Source organism: Porphyromonas somerae (assembly GCF_022845615.1).
Classification (GTDB): Bacteria; Bacteroidota; Bacteroidia; order Bacteroidales; family Porphyromonadaceae; genus Porphyromonas_A; species Porphyromonas_A somerae.
On record NZ_AP025559.1, the window covers coordinates 379,549 to 394,526 of the forward strand.

Annotated in this window: 17 protein-coding genes; all 17 read right to left on the reverse strand. The window is 51.6% G+C overall.

All coding sequences use genetic code 11. From position 1 onward, the window contains the following. Positions 1-5: 5 nt before the first annotated feature. The 17 genes from MWL85_RS01585 to MWL85_RS01665 all read right to left on the reverse strand — a co-directional run bounded on the left by MWL85_RS01585 (position 6) and on the right by MWL85_RS01665 (position 14,969). The gene (locus tag MWL85_RS01585; protein WP_244401118.1) at positions 6-4,139 is read right to left on the reverse strand and encodes a tape measure protein; all 4,134 of its coding nucleotides are present in this window, start codon (positions 4,137-4,139) and stop codon (positions 6-8) included. A gap of 13 nt (positions 4,140-4,152) precedes the next feature. Continuing rightward, positions 4,153-4,347: a hypothetical protein gene (locus MWL85_RS01590; RefSeq protein WP_244401120.1), complete on the reverse strand. Its 195-nt coding sequence runs from the start codon at positions 4,345-4,347 to the stop codon at positions 4,153-4,155. Then, positions 4,344-4,790: a hypothetical protein gene (locus tag MWL85_RS01595; RefSeq protein WP_244401122.1), complete on the reverse strand. Its 447-nt coding sequence runs from the start codon at positions 4,788-4,790 to the stop codon at positions 4,344-4,346. The genes MWL85_RS01590 and MWL85_RS01595 overlap by 4 nt, the downstream gene beginning before the upstream one ends. After that, positions 4,787-5,251 (reverse strand): hypothetical protein, encoded by a 465-nt coding sequence (locus MWL85_RS01600; protein ID WP_244401124.1) that lies wholly within the window; start codon positions 5,249-5,251, stop codon positions 4,787-4,789. Before MWL85_RS01600 ends, MWL85_RS01595 begins: the two co-directional genes overlap by 4 nt. Beyond that, positions 5,248-5,661 (reverse strand): structural protein P5, encoded by a 414-nt coding sequence (locus tag MWL85_RS01605; RefSeq protein ID WP_244401126.1) that lies wholly within the window; start codon positions 5,659-5,661, stop codon positions 5,248-5,250. Before MWL85_RS01605 ends, MWL85_RS01600 begins: the two co-directional genes overlap by 4 nt. Beyond that, the gene (locus MWL85_RS01610) at positions 5,627-6,124 is read right to left on the reverse strand and encodes a hypothetical protein (RefSeq protein ID WP_244401128.1); all 498 of its coding nucleotides are present in this window, start codon (positions 6,122-6,124) and stop codon (positions 5,627-5,629) included. The genes MWL85_RS01605 and MWL85_RS01610 overlap by 35 nt, the downstream gene beginning before the upstream one ends. 104 nt (positions 6,125-6,228) lie before the next feature. Then, positions 6,229-6,756: an HU family DNA-binding protein gene (locus MWL85_RS01615; RefSeq protein ID WP_244401130.1), complete on the reverse strand. Its 528-nt coding sequence runs from the start codon at positions 6,754-6,756 to the stop codon at positions 6,229-6,231. Between the two features lie 437 nt (positions 6,757-7,193). Continuing rightward, the gene (locus tag MWL85_RS01620; RefSeq protein ID WP_244401132.1) at positions 7,194-8,318 is read right to left on the reverse strand and encodes a VRR-NUC domain-containing protein; all 1,125 of its coding nucleotides are present in this window, start codon (positions 8,316-8,318) and stop codon (positions 7,194-7,196) included. 31 nt (positions 8,319-8,349) lie between these two features. Further along, positions 8,350-9,414 (reverse strand): DNA cytosine methyltransferase, encoded by a 1,065-nt coding sequence (locus tag MWL85_RS01625; RefSeq protein ID WP_244401134.1) that lies wholly within the window; start codon positions 9,412-9,414, stop codon positions 8,350-8,352. Between the two features lie 165 nt (positions 9,415-9,579). Further along, positions 9,580-10,179, reverse strand: a complete 600-nt coding sequence (locus MWL85_RS01630; protein ID WP_244401136.1) for a hypothetical protein — start codon at positions 10,177-10,179, stop codon at positions 9,580-9,582. A 226-nt stretch (positions 10,180-10,405) separates the two neighbouring features. After that, on the reverse strand, positions 10,406-11,590 hold the full coding sequence (locus tag MWL85_RS01635) for a phage portal protein (RefSeq protein WP_244401138.1): 1,185 nt from the start codon (positions 11,588-11,590) through the stop codon (positions 10,406-10,408). A 20-nt stretch (positions 11,591-11,610) separates the two neighbouring features. Continuing rightward, positions 11,611-12,924 carry a PBSX family phage terminase large subunit gene (locus tag MWL85_RS01640; protein WP_244401140.1) on the reverse strand — a complete coding sequence of 438 codons (1,314 nt, stop codon included), beginning with the start codon at positions 12,922-12,924 and terminating at the stop codon, positions 11,611-11,613. Beyond that, positions 12,902-13,432: a hypothetical protein gene (locus tag MWL85_RS01645; protein WP_244401142.1), complete on the reverse strand. Its 531-nt coding sequence runs from the start codon at positions 13,430-13,432 to the stop codon at positions 12,902-12,904. The genes MWL85_RS01640 and MWL85_RS01645 overlap by 23 nt, the downstream gene beginning before the upstream one ends. Before the next feature lie 4 nt (positions 13,433-13,436). Then, positions 13,437-13,835 (reverse strand): hypothetical protein, encoded by a 399-nt coding sequence (locus MWL85_RS01650; RefSeq protein ID WP_244401143.1) that lies wholly within the window; start codon positions 13,833-13,835, stop codon positions 13,437-13,439. A 75-nt stretch (positions 13,836-13,910) separates the two neighbouring features. Continuing rightward, positions 13,911-14,162, reverse strand: a complete 252-nt coding sequence (locus MWL85_RS01655; RefSeq protein ID WP_244401145.1) for a ParB N-terminal domain-containing protein — start codon at positions 14,160-14,162, stop codon at positions 13,911-13,913. Continuing rightward, entirely contained in the window at positions 14,122-14,820 is a 699-nt protein-coding gene (locus tag MWL85_RS01660; protein ID WP_244401147.1) for a phosphoadenosine phosphosulfate reductase domain-containing protein, read from the reverse strand. Before MWL85_RS01660 ends, MWL85_RS01655 begins: the two co-directional genes overlap by 41 nt. Continuing rightward, entirely contained in the window at positions 14,817-14,969 is a 153-nt protein-coding gene (locus MWL85_RS01665) for a hypothetical protein (RefSeq protein WP_244401149.1), read from the reverse strand. The genes MWL85_RS01660 and MWL85_RS01665 overlap by 4 nt, the downstream gene beginning before the upstream one ends. Positions 14,970-14,978: the final 9 nt, after the last annotated feature.

Below are 14,978 nucleotides of genomic sequence, written 5' to 3' on the forward strand. Positions count from 1 at the left end.
CTCCCTTACTTCATCGTTAACCCGTTCGTCACCACGTCCTTGATATTGGTGTCAATGCTTCGCGTGTGGCTCTCCACCTGCTCAGTGAGTGAGCGGATCGCCCGCACCTCTTGCCACCCTTTCGTCTGCAGACTTAGGAGCGTGGCGGAGTAGGCGTCAAAGTTTTTGGAGAGCTTATCCACCATCTGCACCTGCAGATTGAGGAGGGCGTTATTCTCATCTACACTCTCTTGCGACGCTTGGGCAATGCCCTTAGCCTCTGCGTGGCGGCTATCCTCAGTGGAGAGAGCGTCACTGCCAATTGCCTTAGCCATCGCCTCGTACTTCTTCCGTACCGCATCCGTGGTGCTGTAGTAGCTTTGGCGAAGGGCTTCTATCTCCGCCTCCGTGTAGGTGCCGTCCTCGCCTGCCTTGGCGAAGTCATCATACCACTTCTGCATCTCCTTCACGAGATACTTATTCTTGATGATCCGCTTAATCGCATTCTGCATCGTCTTTTCAAACGTCTCCGCAGGCGACTTCATCGCATCATCTAGGTTGCTGATCCACTCGAGTGCATCACTCGTTACTGCATCTAGCGAGGTGCCAGTAATGGCGTCCTTTCGCTCCTTCTCCGCCTCTGCTATCTGCTTCTGCATCTCTAGGATATTAGAGTAGTAGTCCTGCATCTCCTTACCGATGGCTCCCCATAGCTTGGGCGACTGCTTGAGCTTCTCTATCTCCTCAATAGATAGCTTCTTGAGGTTCTCAAAGGCGTTGAAACTTCCACTGAAGAAGAAGCCTTTATGCTCTCCTTGGAATATATCCCGGCCGAGCGTCTTCTTCAGCAACTCCGCCTCTTCTTTCAGTCTAGCCACCACATCAAAGCCGTGCGAAGACTTGGCACCGATGCCGAGGAAGCCGTCCTTTGCACCACTTGACATCCACTTACTCATCATCTCGTAGGTCTCCTTCTGCCCCTGCTTTAGGAGAGCGAGTGTCTTTTTGTACGCCTCACCCACCTTGTCGGGGGAGAGGGATCGCATTAGCTCCATATTCGCCCGAGCTAGTTCGCGGGTGGAGTTGATGAGCGACTGGTATGCCCGCTTCTGCTCCTCACTTAGCTCCGTATTCTTTGAAAACCACTTCGCCACCCTCTGCATAATAGAGATAGCAGAGCTAATGATAGAGAGGATAACTGTGCCCGCCTCCAGTGTTTTGAGTGCCTTCTGCGTCCCCGTGGTTGCCGTCTTCACTCCCTTCACAGAGGTATTGGCAAAGGTCATGATGCCGTCAATCATACCGATTACAGAGGTGGAGAGCCCGCCTGCCTCTTGTATGATGCTCCCGAGCGTGCCACCAACCGACTGCCCGAGCTTGTCAAATCCCGCAGTCAAGTCGGTAAGGGTCTTATGGAGGTCTTGCCAATCCTTAAAGCTACGACTGGTGTCACCCTTGCTTGCCTCCCTCTTCGCTTTCTTAACCGCCTCTGTCAGCTTCGCCACTTCTGCACGCTTCACGGCCAACTCCTCAGGGCTAATATCCGTGCCTGCCTCTAGTGTCTCAAGGGCGGCCTGAGCCTCTGCGAGCTTCTGAATAAGGGCGTCCAGCGACATATCTGCCACCTTATCTAGCCACTCTTGGAACTCATCGCTACGCATTGCAAACTGAAGGTCGATCGCCTCTAGGGCGGTCTTCTCCTTCTCCTCCACCTCCTTAATATTCCCCTCATCGCCACGCTCACGAAGTACCGCAATCTCTTTTTCTGCTTCCTCCATTACCGCCCGTCGCTGTTGCTCATAGGTGGCGTACTTCTCCAATAGGCTGTTGTAGTACTTCTCCTTATCCTGCGTCCGCTTCTCCTCTGCCTGCACCTCTAGGTCGTAAAATAGGGCGTTCGCCTGCTCTTGCGTCGCTTTGTGCTTCGTGATGTACTCCTGCTTGCTCTTATTGATGTTGTCGAGTGCTATTTGGTACTGAGCCTCTATCAGCTCAATACCCGATAGGCCCGAGATAGCCGACTGCCGAAGACTGTCCGCACCGCTCTCTACTTGCTTGTGTACACTCTCCTCAAAAGACTTGCGTAGGCGTGCAGCCTCCTCCGTTAGCTTCTTCGCCTTGGAGTCGCCAGTAGTGGAGGTGCCGAGGAGTCCATTCAGTGCCGACTTAGCGGAGTTGAGTTCCTTTGTTTTCTCCTCGATGAGTGACGCAAAGGTCTGCCCCTCCTCTAGTTTCCAATCGCCCCTGCGGAGCTTGCGGAGGTCTTCCTCTAGCCCCTTTACTCTAGCTCTAGCACTATCCACCTCGCCACTGAAGGTAGCTTTCTTCACCTCTTTATCAAAGCCGGCCAACGTCTCCTTGGCTGTCTTGATACTGCGGTCTAGCTTCTGCATCTTATCCACGTCCATGAAGTCAGTGTAGCCCTTGAGGTTTGTTTCTGCTACCAGCTTCTCCCGCTCCTGGAGTAGTCTGTTCACCTCCTTCTCTTGCAGTGCTCGCTTATCGGCGGTGGTCATTCGGGCGGTGGCTAGCTTCCGCTCCTCCTTGGCAATATCCGCTTCGGCTACCTTGATATCTGCTTCTAGCTTGCTCAGTCGCATTGCACTACCTTGGTCAACCACCACGATATTTTTCTTCTGCTCCCTCAGTTCATCTAGGTGAGCCTTCTTCTTGGAGAGCAGTAGGTCTTCATTGGCCTTCGTGAGCTCCTTGGTGAGCTGAGTAGCGGTCATCAGCTTAATCTCCTCATCGCTCATATTCTTGAATATCTCGGGGAAGAGGTCGTTGAGCTGAGTGCGTGCGTCGTAAAGCTCCATAAGGGTGGAAGACTCGCTCTTCATCGTCTGCACCGCTGCCATCGCCTTCTCCTTAGCCTCTTCGGCGTCGGCCTTTGCCTGTGCGTTAGCTTCATTCAGACGCCCCTGAGCTTTCTCCACCTCTGTGGTGCGGTCCCGAAGGATGGCGTATGCAGCGACTAGACCAATCACCGCTCCAACGAGTGCCACAATCGGATTACTCTTAACGGTAGCGTTGAAGATAGCCTGCACCTTGGTGGCTATCTTGGTGCTAGCAATATAGGAGACGAGCCCCTTTTGGTGAATGCCCATAGCAATAGAGCACGCCACGATGGCCGCCCTTGCACTGCCGTAGGTGATGATAAGGGTACCGAGCGCCTTGCCAACCTCTTTGTAGTGCTCCACAAGGAAGGAGACGCCCTCTAGTCCCTTATTGAGCATACCCTCACTGGAGCGCCCAATCTCATTGTACATTATCTGAATGGCGTCCTCGATATTGGAAATCTGACCCGTGAGCGACTTACTTTGCTCCTCCATAAGGTTATTGAAGCGGTTGGTACGCATACTCTGCATCGCCTGCTCAAACTCCTTGGCACCCACCTTGCCAGCAGAGACCAACTCGGAGACCTTGTCCTTGGTGACGCCAAACTGCTTCGCTAGCTCTTCCGCCAAAGGAATACCACGCCCCATAAACTGGATCATATCACGGGTGTAGACACGCCCCTGCGTCATCGTGGTACCGTAGAGATAGACGAGGTCACCAAGCGGGAGGGAGAGCCCCGAGGCGATATCCCCCAGCATCAGGAGCTTATCATTGATATCCTCCGCTGCCACCCCGTAGGCGAGGAGTTGCTTCGCCCCTTGGAGGTCAAAAGGGGTCTTCGCAGCGGTGTCGGCCAGTTGTGTGATGAGTCCCTGAGCCTTGTCGGCGCTCTTTAGCATCGTACCAAAGGCGATCTCCAGCTGTTGAAACTCACCACGCACGCTCACTAGCTTACTCACAAACCCAGCGACCGCGCCAGCGGTGAGGAACTTCGCCAAGACTCCAGAGAGTTGATCAAAGCTCACGGAGATAGTATCATTTGCTCTTGCACCTTCCTTTACGCCCTCTGTCAGCTCCTCCATCTTCCTCTTCAGTTCATCTACCGCTTCACTGCTCTTCTGGGTGTTAATCTCTGGGAGCTTAAAAGCGGTTGGCGGGAATTGGAAGCCCCCAAAGGGGTTACGTGGGAGCTCAATATCCGCCTTTATCTTCAGATGCTGCTGTATCATCTGCTCGGTGCGGGCCGTCATCTCTGTGAGGTTTTGGAGCTTCCGCAGGAACTCCCTATCGTCTAGGTCAATACTGTATGATTTGTGTGCCATCTCTCTATCTCTACTATTGCTGTGCTTGTATCATTCGGGCAAAGTCGCCAATGCTCCTTGCCTCTCGGGCCTCAGTTGGTGCAGGGGTGTCGCTCTTACTCTCAAAGGAGGGGATCACGCGGGCGTACATCACGAGGTCCTCCATGGTCATCTCATCGAGGATATAATTCGGTGTGAGGTGGTAGTAGCTAGCGACACTCGCAATCACTCCCCAGAAGGAGTCTCCACTTCTCTCGTCGGGGCTAGCCGGCTTTGCCGGTGGCTTAGGAAAGTGGTAAAGACGAAAAAACCCTCTACCTCCCCCTCTGCCGTCAGCACCTCCAGCACAAAGTTGGCTATCTCCGTAGGGGTGCATTTTCTTGCGAGTACCTTCCGAAGCGAGGGGCTGCCCTCTCCGTCGGTGAGGAGGAGGACCGCAGCCTCTGTAAGGGCGTCGGCCTGCTGTAGGGCCTGTATCATCTCCATGATGCTTACGCTCTCCGATGTGTGGGGCGTTAGCTTCGTGAAGAGGGCTTCTACCTGTAGCGACGTGCGGACAGAGGGGCGAGGCACCTCCAGCTCCACCCCTCCGAGCTTTGCCTTGATAGGGGCTCGGGTGATACTCTCCACCACTCGTATAATCTCCGACTCTGCTCTCTTGAATAGCTTCATAATAATCTGCGTAGTTTAATCACTCCTATAATGAGTACCACTAGAGTAGCACCAATCACCACGCCCCAAAGGGTGGCATTAATACGACTTGGTAGGGTGGTGGCGGTGGGTGGCGGGGTGGTCACCTCTCTAATGGTGTCTCTTTGCACAATGTAAAGGGTATCTTGCAACCGCTCCACCACCTGCATTAGCTCCCCTTGCTCCTCTATCTCCTCACGCTCTAGGGCTCCAGTAGGTAGAAACCAGCGAGCGGTGTGGCGTTGGTAGGGTAAGCGAATGCTGTCTCGCTCCAATCTTACCCCCTGCTGTATGGTGGCGGTGTGGCTCTGCACCACCTCCTTACTGGGTCGGCACCCTGCACAAAGGAAAGCGAGTAGAAAGGCGGCGACGGCACAAACGGCCAAAGCCACAATGGCATACAGAGTGGCTATCTGGCCGTCGGTTGGCTTCCTCCTCTTCATAGCCCTGCGAGGTCCAGCCCCTTATTAATGGCGGTGGGGTCGCCAGGCACTCCGCACTCCACTTGCCACATCGCTTCAATGAGGCGGTAAACGAGGTCACGATTAGCGAGGTCCAGAGGTACATCTCTCTGTATCTTGGCTCTCGTGCTGACCCTCTCTATATACCGCTCGGTGTGGTTTTCGTTCGTCGGTGCGTACCGGTGCAAAATCTCCGTGAGGGTATGGAGGTGGTATCGCCGTTGGTAGTTCCTCAAAATCACAATGGCGGCACGCACACCCCATTCAGGGGCGATGAATTGGCAAAAGGTGGGGTCGCTCTGAGTGGGTGCCAGTCCTCTCCACTTGTCGCTTGTGCGACGGATATTGAGGGGGTTGTTATTCCTCAGTCCCCTTGGTAGGCTCTTCTTCATCTCTTATCTGCTTAATCTCGTTATCATCGACCTCTATCCCTAGCTCGCGAAGGAGCTTGCCGATAAACTTCACCGCTAGCACGTAGTAGAGGAGCTTCAGTCCCCGTGTGTTGGGGGCAATCTGCAGACAGTTCTGCAGTATCTTCACGGTGTAGCCCCAAACCGCTATCCACGAAACCACCTTGATGGCGAAGAGCGACTTATCAACATCTCCAAAGAGGTAAAAGGCGAGGTGCAGTAGCACCACCAGCCCCATATACATCATTAGTTGAATACCTGCCCTCCAAAACTTGGTGAGGCTAAACCGCTCCCGCTTGGTGATATAATTGCTTTGGTAGCCAACAAATGCATTCACCACAGCAAAGAGTACCAACAGCATAAGGGCATTGGCCGTCGGAGCAAGAGCCGCCATAATCACCGCCCAAATGGCAACGATGCCAGCTTTAATACTATCTATCATCATTATTACTTATCATTAAATGTTGGAAAATAAGTTGCCCCGCCACCCGCAGAGAGCGAGCAAGCGGGGCAACGACCTTAAAAACGACTTGAGTCAGTAGCTAGTGCTTAATAGCCAGGGTCTCCCTCAGTGTTGGGGGCGCTGGGCTGAGAAGGGTCTTTCTCCTTAGGCTGGCTAGGGGTACTCTGACCCGACTCGGCTGGCTTAGCTGCCTTGCCTCTCATAGCAAGAGGTCCCACTAGCTCACCACGCACGAAGCCCGCCTCACTGATAGCTGCCTTGAACTCCACACCAGGATTGAAACGCACACGCGCCCCCTTAATCAAGTCGGGAGTAAAGGTCTTGGCAGATGGGGTGGCTTGGCTACGACACGTTGCACTCATTGAGCCTAGGCTACCGAGATCCACACCAAAGCCATTGGTGAGGTAGTGAGCCAACGACTTAGGCAGTACCTCGAGGCACGCCATCACGTCGGCACGGTGAAGAGTGGTACGGTCGGCGATATCCTCAGCCAGCTCACGCATAGTCACCTGACGGATCATCTTTAGCTGAGCCGTGGCATACTTCTCGCCATACTTCTCCTTGACACTTGGAATACGACTATCCCGCTCATAAACATTGTAAATAAATGCCATAATCAATCAATTCTTAAAAGTTATACATACATTATCACGTGTCCTCCGGAAAGACACCACAAAGATAGACCATGGCAAAGGGCAGATACAAGCAAAACCGCCCCCACAATCCAAACTAAGTCCATTAGTTTAGATTGCAGGGGCTATTCGCTCTCTTTTCTTGACTAAGTGGGATTAATTCCTTACCTTTGCTACTGCACTTGCGAAAGTGCGGATTGTAAAGTTAAGATTCAGACACCCCCTCGTGAAGTAATTCACGAGGGGGTGTCAATGTTAATATATATAGGTACCTTTGTAGCACCACTTGGGAAAGTGGCATGTTTTTTATTTGTTAAATTATTTTAGACACCCCCTCGCGAAGCAATTCACGAGGGGGTGTTACTTATATATATGTGCCGGCTTACTCCTCTCCCTCCAGCGAGACGAAGTCCAAAAGATTAGTGATTAGAATTAAATACTAGGTTATTCCACATCTCGCGATGCTCAAACTTAATATCCTGGTCCACCTCCAAGAGGGCTACATACTTCTCAATAAATAGCTCTGGCTTCTCGAGTAAACGCAAGTAATACTTAAGAGATTCGTATATACCATTGACGATAAGTTGGCATCCATTGAGGTCTTTAACCTCATTCACTATTTTCTTGATTTCCTCCCGCTCCTCATCCTTTATCGTGGTATTGGTAGAGAGTACGTAGTATCTATCTAGCGTATGGGTGAGTATTTTATTGCGAATAGTGGTGAGTAGTGTTGCTGTGATAGGGATTTCAAACTTCACCTCTACCCCCTCAAAGGGCTTCTCATCTGCACTATTCACCACATCAATATCTCCCACACGTCCACTCTGCATGTCGCTAGAGGTGTGGCGCTCAATAGGCAGAAGTTGTTTGCCATTGAACCGTGCTACCTGCTCAGTGAGTAGCTCATAAACGGCATAGATAGCAAGTACTGGGAGCCTAGCTGCTCCGCTTGTAGGATAGTGCTGAGTAAAGTGCGAATGGAGCAAGTCTATAATTTGCTCAATGCTGAGGTTAGTAGGCTTGGCAAGTGTAAGTACCTTGCTCCGTCTTTGTACGATGAGGGCAGCAAGGGTGTTGATAAGTAGACTTTTTACTTGCTCAGTGGGTGCTTTCTGTATAAAGTCTATTCCCTCCAAGAAGCTCACCTTAAGTTTCTCTGGCTTGATCGCCCCAGGGTAATCCTTGTCGTAGGGCATTTTTTGCTCCAGAGATCGTGTGAGCCATCCACTCTCAGCCATACTCGGAAAGTCTTGTTGCTTTAGGAATGGTGTGATATACTTATTGTCAAAAGTCCTACCAGAGTAGCCACCCTCAATGCTACTTTGATGCCTGCGGATATCCTGCTCGGGATATAGGCATTTGTATACTATGCTGGTGAGGAAAACGGTGTAGACCCCCTTGCTCTTTTCGCTGGCATTTATGATGGGTTCGAGAAAGCTATAAGGGGCTGTAAAGTGGGTTAGATCCGAAATATTTGAAGTAAGTGCTTCCGCTTCTTTGTGGCACTCTTCTATAAACTTATCGGGCGAAATGGTATTGCTCATAATGGTATGTATATGCTGTGGGTTTGAGATCTTATAATAAGCCTTGGGATTTCATCTCGTGGATGATACTCTGCACCATAGGCACGCAGACGGAGTTTCCTATCTGTCGGTACTGCTCAGAGAGGGGGACAATGCGTTTGAAGTCGTCGGGGAAGCCCATTATCCTATAGCATTCACTAATGGTTAGCTTGCGAACTGCTCCCTCATTGTGGATCCAAAACCGCCCTGATGACTCTTGCGAGGGTAGTGTGGGGTGTACGCCCTTTACATCGTAAATCCTATTGGGTTGCTTGTGTACGCGTGAGAGGTGCATAGTACCCTCCCGAACGCCATTAGTCCGTATCTTCTTATTGAGGTAACCTGCAAAGATCAGTCCCGATACTTGCGACTTAGGGTCGTCTATAAGGGTGTAGCCCTCGTTAAGGTACTCAAAGTCGCCCTCTTTATCGAGGAAATCTATAAGGCTCGGGAGGTCGCTTTTCTTTTGCGTTAGCCTTGCAAATGAAAAGGGCTTGAACTCGGTACGTGTACCAACGATAATAATACGCTCTCTATTTTGTGGCACCCCAAAGTTGGTGGCATTGAGTACTGCCCAAGTAACATTGTACCCTAGGTCACTTAGGCTATCAATGATGACGCTAAAGGTGTTGCCCTTGTCGTGATGCAGGAGGTACTTTACATTCTCTAGCATTACCACTTTAGGGTGGTGCCGGCTGATAATCTCAAAGACTTCATAGATGAGAGTTCCTCTCGTATCTTCAAAGCCTTTTTTCTTTCCGGATATGCTAAAAGGCTGGCAGGGAAAGCCCGCTGTAAGGAGGTCGAAATGCTGTGGAATATGCTGTTTGGTGGCCTCAAGAGTTATATCACCGTAGGGGACTTCACCGTAATTGGCGAAGTATGTTTTTTGGGCATACTCATCCCATTCACTAGAAAATAGGCAGGCTCCTCCCTCTCTTTCTGCCCCCATTCTAAAACCCCCAATGCCAGCAAATAGGTCTATCATCGTGAAGCTATGCTCCGTCTCGTTGGTAGCCTTTTTGTGGAATAAGTCTATTGGCTTGTAATATCTACTTGTTGCTACTTCCATTGTCATAGTTTTTTACCTTAGGTTACAAACCTACCAAATTGTATTGAAAAGAGAGGGTAATAAGGGGCTAAAAAATTTGGTACGCAAAACATTTTTGTTTTACGTACCAAATAGAAATGTTTTAGGTAAGAAACGAAATCGTTTTATACACCGAATATTTTGGCTCCCTATTTAGCCCGATTTGCTACACCATTTTGATGCTTTGCACAGTGTTTTTGCTCGTTTCTCCTTTTCCATAGCTTGCCACCCTGCTTGAACCTCTGTAGCGTAGGTAGCTACGTCGAAGTCCTCTGGGAAGGTGCGTCCGCTGATGATTGGTTTGTAATAAGCTTCGGGAACCTTAATTTCTTTGAGGGCGGTGGTTAATTGCTCCAGCTTGGACTTCTGCGTATTGGCTTCGGTTAGCTCTGTGACCTGCTTGGTGAGTGCGGCAATGAGTGTCCGCATCTCGCTTAGCTCGCTAGGGGGCTCAGTGGCTCCCGTGGTGCTGGTCTCTTTTGGCTTCTGCTCTTGCTCCTTTGGCGGTTGCTTTGCTTCGTCGGCGAGTGCCTTTGCTCGTTTCTCTGCCTCGGAGCGTGCGTTCCGCTCTTTATCGAGCGACCCTTGCACCGTCCGTAGGAGTCCTTCGCAGCCTGCCACAGCTGTATCAATCTCTGCCTCCTCCTTGACGTTGTGGGAGAGGATCTCTGCCACCCCGTCCATTACGTCATCGCCTAACCCAGTATCGGTGTACTTCTGTTTTAGTGCGACCTTGATCTTTTCTTTTAGCATTTCCTTTGTCGTGCTTTTGTGATAATTGATTTACCTAACACAAAAGAAACGGACAATGCGGTAGCAATGGGAGCAGGTTGGGCTTTGCAACCTAAACTAAACCCCTTACTTTTGATTGGAGTGGCACGGCACACGAAAAAGCACCGCGAAATCGCTTCGCAGTGCTTCATGAACAACTTATTACCTAAACTATGAAAGAAAGTGTATTAAAGACGTGTATGTATCTTTACTCTATGCTGTAGGGAACTAACTGTGGGGATATGTGCATTCCCTCGGCTTCCTTTACCTCGGGGTGGAGGGTGGCTAGTGCGTGGAGGAGGAAGTTGATGCGTCGCTGTAGGTACTCGCCTACCTGCTCCTCGTGGCTCTCTACGGCTAGGCGTATGCCGGCAAAGACGTACTTGAAGGCTTCGCCACTGGTGGCACCGGTGCTGGACATCTCCTTGGGAGAGAGGCGTGGGGTATTCATAATCTGGTAGGCGGTCTCCTCGAGCTTCTCTACCTCGGTGGTGACCATCTCGGAGCTTTGGTTCCAGGTGAGCATCTTGATATCGCCTCCGTTCTGTAGCTTGATGGTCTTATTTCGTCCGGTGGGGTTGGAGTTGACGACCTCTATATCGCCTGAGATGATTTGCTTGGGTGCGTAGTGGTAGTCGTTGCAGTCGGCGGAGTTGCTCCATACCTTCTCGATGCGGTCGCGTATGGTGCTAATCTTGTGGCAGAGTGGCTCGGGGCGGTCCATGTAGATGATGGGGAGCTTGTGGAAGCCGTGGGGGAAGCTCTTATCCGCCACTGGCACCCACTCGCCACGCTCTAGGCGGAAGCCCTGCACGTCGGTGGGGGTGATGTAGCTAGCCCACTCGACCTCTCTACCCTGAGGGTCGCGGGTGGAGTAGAAGCGGTAGAAACCGATGAGTTTGCCGGTGCCGTCTTTCTCTGGTACGAGCTTATCGCCTCTGAAGGGGCTCCAAAGTTCTACCCTTAGCTCCTTGGTGACTGGATCCACCCACCAGTACTCGGCTACCATGCACTCGGAGAGCCAGGAGGTGACTACTCGGCGGTTGTGGTACTTTAGCTTGGTATCGTGGCCTACCTCTGTGAGGAGCTGTAGCATCTGTCTTTCTGCAGGTGTGGTGGGGGTGCAGTCGAGGAGTGGCTCACGGCCGACGGTGAAGGTGGTATGCTTTTGTACGATGTCTTGTTCCATGGGGTAGGCGATGCGATTAACCTCCATATCCTTGAGAATGGCGGGTATGAGCTTGCCATCCTCCCAACGCTCGTCTCGTACCATTACCTTGTCGCGTGGGCGGATGCTCTCATCAAAGATGTCGTGCTTCTGCCACTCCCACTGACGGCGGTACGCTTCGTATTTCCTAGCGTTGTAACTGCTGTATGCTTTCTTGATGTCCATTGGTCTCTAATTTTATGTGATTATATGCCGGTCCAGCACTGTCGCTCTACCTTCCTCTGCCCGAAGAGCTGCCCCCAGACGTAGTAGCGGGTAGCGTCGATGGCGTGGTCATCCTTTCCGACTGGCTTATTGGTTGGCTCGCCAAGGGGGTCTAGCTCCCAGCTGTAGTTCTCTAACTCGTAGCGGAGGTTCTTACTGGAGCGGGTAACTTTGATATTGAGGTCTTGCATCTTCTGTAGCCCTGCGAGGATACTGCCGGCTCCTTTCTTCACTGGGAAGATGTTGATGCCTTTGCCTTGTGCTCGGCTCCCCTTGTAAATCTCTGCTATCTCTCGGGGCTCTGCACTATCGGCGAAGACGAAGAGATCGTCGTACTCTGTGACCTTCTGGAGTGCGTCGATGAGGTCTTGGTACCCCATGGCTCGCTTGTAGAATAGCTCGTGGAGGTAGAGGTCGTCGCCGTGCACGCCACAGAGGACGGCGGCGGAGGGGTCGTTGGTGTACCCAAAATCTAGCCCAATGGCTCGCTGGCTGAGGAAGTGTGGTAGCTCGTCGATAACCTCGTAGTGTGGGAAGATGAGGCCTTTCTTTTGGTTGCTCCACTGCCCTGCTACGACGTGTGCGAACTTCTCGGGGTTGGTTTCGCGGAGCTCTTCGACGGTGGAGATGAACTCGGGTGCGAGGTTGCGGAGGTTGTCTTGGTAGGTGGTGTGTATGTGCAGCACCTGGGGGTGGGTGCTTATCTGCACGGGCACGCCTAGGTAGTCTACGATGCGGTGGGTATCCTTGAGGTACTTTTGGTAGATGAAGTGAGAGGTGTCGGAGGGGTTCATCACGATGATGACGGTATTCTTAACGCCTTTCTGACGGAGGGAGAGGACGAGCTTTTCGTACTCGTCGGGGCTGACCCACTCCTCTGCCTCGTCGACGACGAAGGTGGAGAGCCCTTGGATACTCTTGAGCTTGGCCGTCTGATTACCGCTGGAGGCTTTGATACCCATGAAGATGATTTCGGACTGGGTACGGAGGTTTTGTATGCGGTCCTGCTTGATATTGAAGTACTCGGCGGTGCCGTCGCCTTGGATCTTCTCCAGCACCTCGGGAATAATGGACTTATCGGCACTGGTCATGGTGTAGCGACTGAAAAGGATCTTCTGCCCTTGCTCGAAGGTGAGTCGCTCGATGTAGCGGGAGACCTCGTACGATTTCCCACTGCCACGGCCTCCCGTGATAAGCACGATGAACTTATCATCATTGAGGTAGAGGGGCTCGTATACGCTGTGTATGGGTGTGGGCATAGAGCGGGAGGGGCTAGGCGTCGGTATCGCCTTCATCTCCCGTTTGCTGTGGTGCCTCGGTATTGAGGGATAGCCACTTTTGGATAGGGATGCTGCCCTCCTTGAGGTTGATGTTGACCTCTTGAGGGTTGTCGCCGAACCCCCGGTGCATGCCGTAAACCTTCATGAGGCGGAACAAGGCTTGCTCGCTGGGTTGCACTATCCATCCTCTAAACTGCTTGGTCTCTGGGTCGATATCGGGGATACCTAGTGCGAGGAGCTCCGTGGTGGTCTCTAGCTTGTCCATCATGATTTCGCGGGGTGTGTTGAGAGCCTCGCGGAACCCTTTCTCTTCGTTGCGCCACTTGTAGATGGTGTCGGGAGAGACGCTGAAGACTTCGGCAATCTTGCCGATGCGTCCTTTGGTGTCGCGTGCTACTTTTTCGAAATCCTCTAGCGTAGGGGGTATGATCCGGGCTCTGGAGTGGCGTCCCTTTTGCTTGCTCTCCTCGGATATCCTCTCTAGCTTCTCTTGGTCTATGGTGGCTCTCCTCTTCTCTTGCATGGCACTACTGTATCATCTTCATTACCTCTTCCCCCTTGGCGTACCTGTCCATGTCTGACACGCCTATGAGTGAGCAAAATAGAGCTTTATTCTGATAGCTACTGAAGGAGAGTGTGAGGTACGCCTCGTCGGCCATCTGCCTTTCAATGGCATTGGTTTTGTTCTGCTCCTTCACTCTCTTCATGTGCTCCGTTCGCTCTTCGTGTGTTTTCTGTGGCTCTTGCTGAATTGGATCGCTAGGGAGTATCACCCCCACGTCTAATGTGTTGGTGATGGTGTCTATGTCTGGCTGTGCCAGGGCTAGAACGTCCGAAAGCTCCCTATCGGTAAGGCCTATACTTGTGTAGTCAATGTCTTTGATGTAGTCAGCTATTAGGTCAAGGTCGGGCTTTGTGTTTCCCACCGCCATGTAGGACAGTTGCTCCTTTTCCGTCTTTTCGTCTAGCTCGGTGACCTCTACCTTAACATCGTAGTCGGTCTACTTGGTCCCGTCGTAGCCGTAGTAATCGTCCATTGCGTACACTCTTCTGTGTCCGTCTATAATGTTCCCACTTAGAGAGTTGATCACGATGCCACCAAGGAAGCCAACCTTCTGAAGGTTGCGACACTGGAGCTTGACCGCCTCGTTCGTGTGACGCTTCGGGTTGATGGGGTTGATAGTGAGGGAGGACCTTTTGACCATCTTTGTCTCACTCTGCTTTAGCTCTTTCTTCTTTCTCTTCGTAGTCATGTTCAAAAAGTATTCTTTCTACCTTAGGAAAGCATTGTAGCACTCTCTTTAGGTCTTCAGGGTAGTTATTCCTTAGGAAAAGGAGGTAGTCGATATCTGTAATATTGGTTCCTGCCGACTGCCCTTTGCCGTATGACTCTGGCCTTACTAGCTCTTGGCGATCGATATACTCTAGCACCTCCCTATTGAGGTATCCAGAGAGCGGGTAACACTTTCGCTGAGCATCGTTAATAGCTTCCTCCCTATACCCCATAAGCATCAGCCTTCGGTTCATGCTGTCGGATTTTTTGAAGCCGTAAAAGGCCCAGTCTACTCCCGTCTGCGAACGCACTGACTCTGTGAGATCGGCAAAGGAGATGAGCTTCTGACCTTCAACAACTTGGCAACCCATGTAGCCATTCCTATAGTAGCTTGATAGGGCGAAATGTGGCACTTGGAAGAATTTGATATTCGGGTATCTGTTCGTGGCGTAGCTGATGTACCTATTGATGTGCGATAGGCCTGGCACGATGAACATATACACGCAGATGATTTCCTTGAAGTGCGGAGCCATAAGCTCCAACAGAGCAATACTGTCCTTGCCCGTTGCGGAGTGGAACAGTATAGCCCTGTTGGTTTGATTTGCTACTTGTGAAATGATCGCCTTGGCGTGCGTCATACTACTCTACCTCCAAGCTTTTTGTTTATTCGCTCTCTACGCTTTCGACCTGCGTCGCTGGATTTGTACCTGCCTGCGATATAGTCGGCCTTGGTCTTGTAGTAAACCTTTTTTCCACCCGTCATTCTGACTGCATACGGTTCTGGCATAATACTAAC

Bases quoted from the DNA above. Each gene is read 5' to 3' on its own strand.
- MWL85_RS01585 (WP_244401118.1), bottom strand. From the start codon at position 4,139: ATGGCACACAAATCATACAGTATTGACCTAGACGATAGGGAGTTCCTG.
- MWL85_RS01595 (WP_244401122.1), bottom strand. From the start codon at position 4,790: ATGAAGCTATTCAAGAGAGCAGAGTCGGAGATTATACGAGTGGTGGAG.
- MWL85_RS01600 (WP_244401124.1), bottom strand. From the start codon at position 5,251: ATGAAGAGGAGGAAGCCAACCGACGGCCAGATAGCCACTCTGTATGCC.
- MWL85_RS01605 (WP_244401126.1), bottom strand. From the start codon at position 5,661: ATGAAGAAGAGCCTACCAAGGGGACTGAGGAATAACAACCCCCTCAAT.
- MWL85_RS01610 (WP_244401128.1), bottom strand. From the start codon at position 6,124: ATGATGATAGATAGTATTAAAGCTGGCATCGTTGCCATTTGGGCGGTG.
- MWL85_RS01615 (WP_244401130.1), bottom strand. From the start codon at position 6,756: ATGGCATTTATTTACAATGTTTATGAGCGGGATAGTCGTATTCCAAGT.
- MWL85_RS01620 (WP_244401132.1), bottom strand. From the start codon at position 8,318: ATGAGCAATACCATTTCGCCCGATAAGTTTATAGAAGAGTGCCACAAA.
- MWL85_RS01625 (WP_244401134.1), bottom strand. From the start codon at position 9,414: ATGACAATGGAAGTAGCAACAAGTAGATATTACAAGCCAATAGACTTA.
- MWL85_RS01630 (WP_244401136.1), bottom strand. From the start codon at position 10,179: ATGCTAAAAGAAAAGATCAAGGTCGCACTAAAACAGAAGTACACCGAT.
- MWL85_RS01635 (WP_244401138.1), bottom strand. From the start codon at position 11,590: ATGGACATCAAGAAAGCATACAGCAGTTACAACGCTAGGAAATACGAA.
- MWL85_RS01640 (WP_244401140.1), bottom strand. From the start codon at position 12,924: ATGAAGGCGATACCGACGCCTAGCCCCTCCCGCTCTATGCCCACACCC.
- MWL85_RS01645 (WP_244401142.1), bottom strand. From the start codon at position 13,432: ATGCAAGAGAAGAGGAGAGCCACCATAGACCAAGAGAAGCTAGAGAGG.
- MWL85_RS01655 (WP_244401145.1), bottom strand. From the start codon at position 14,162: ATGACTACGAAGAGAAAGAAGAAAGAGCTAAAGCAGAGTGAGACAAAG.
- MWL85_RS01660 (WP_244401147.1), bottom strand. From the start codon at position 14,820: ATGACGCACGCCAAGGCGATCATTTCACAAGTAGCAAATCAAACCAAC.
- MWL85_RS01665 (WP_244401149.1), bottom strand. From the start codon at position 14,969: ATGCCAGAACCGTATGCAGTCAGAATGACGGGTGGAAAAAAGGTTTAC.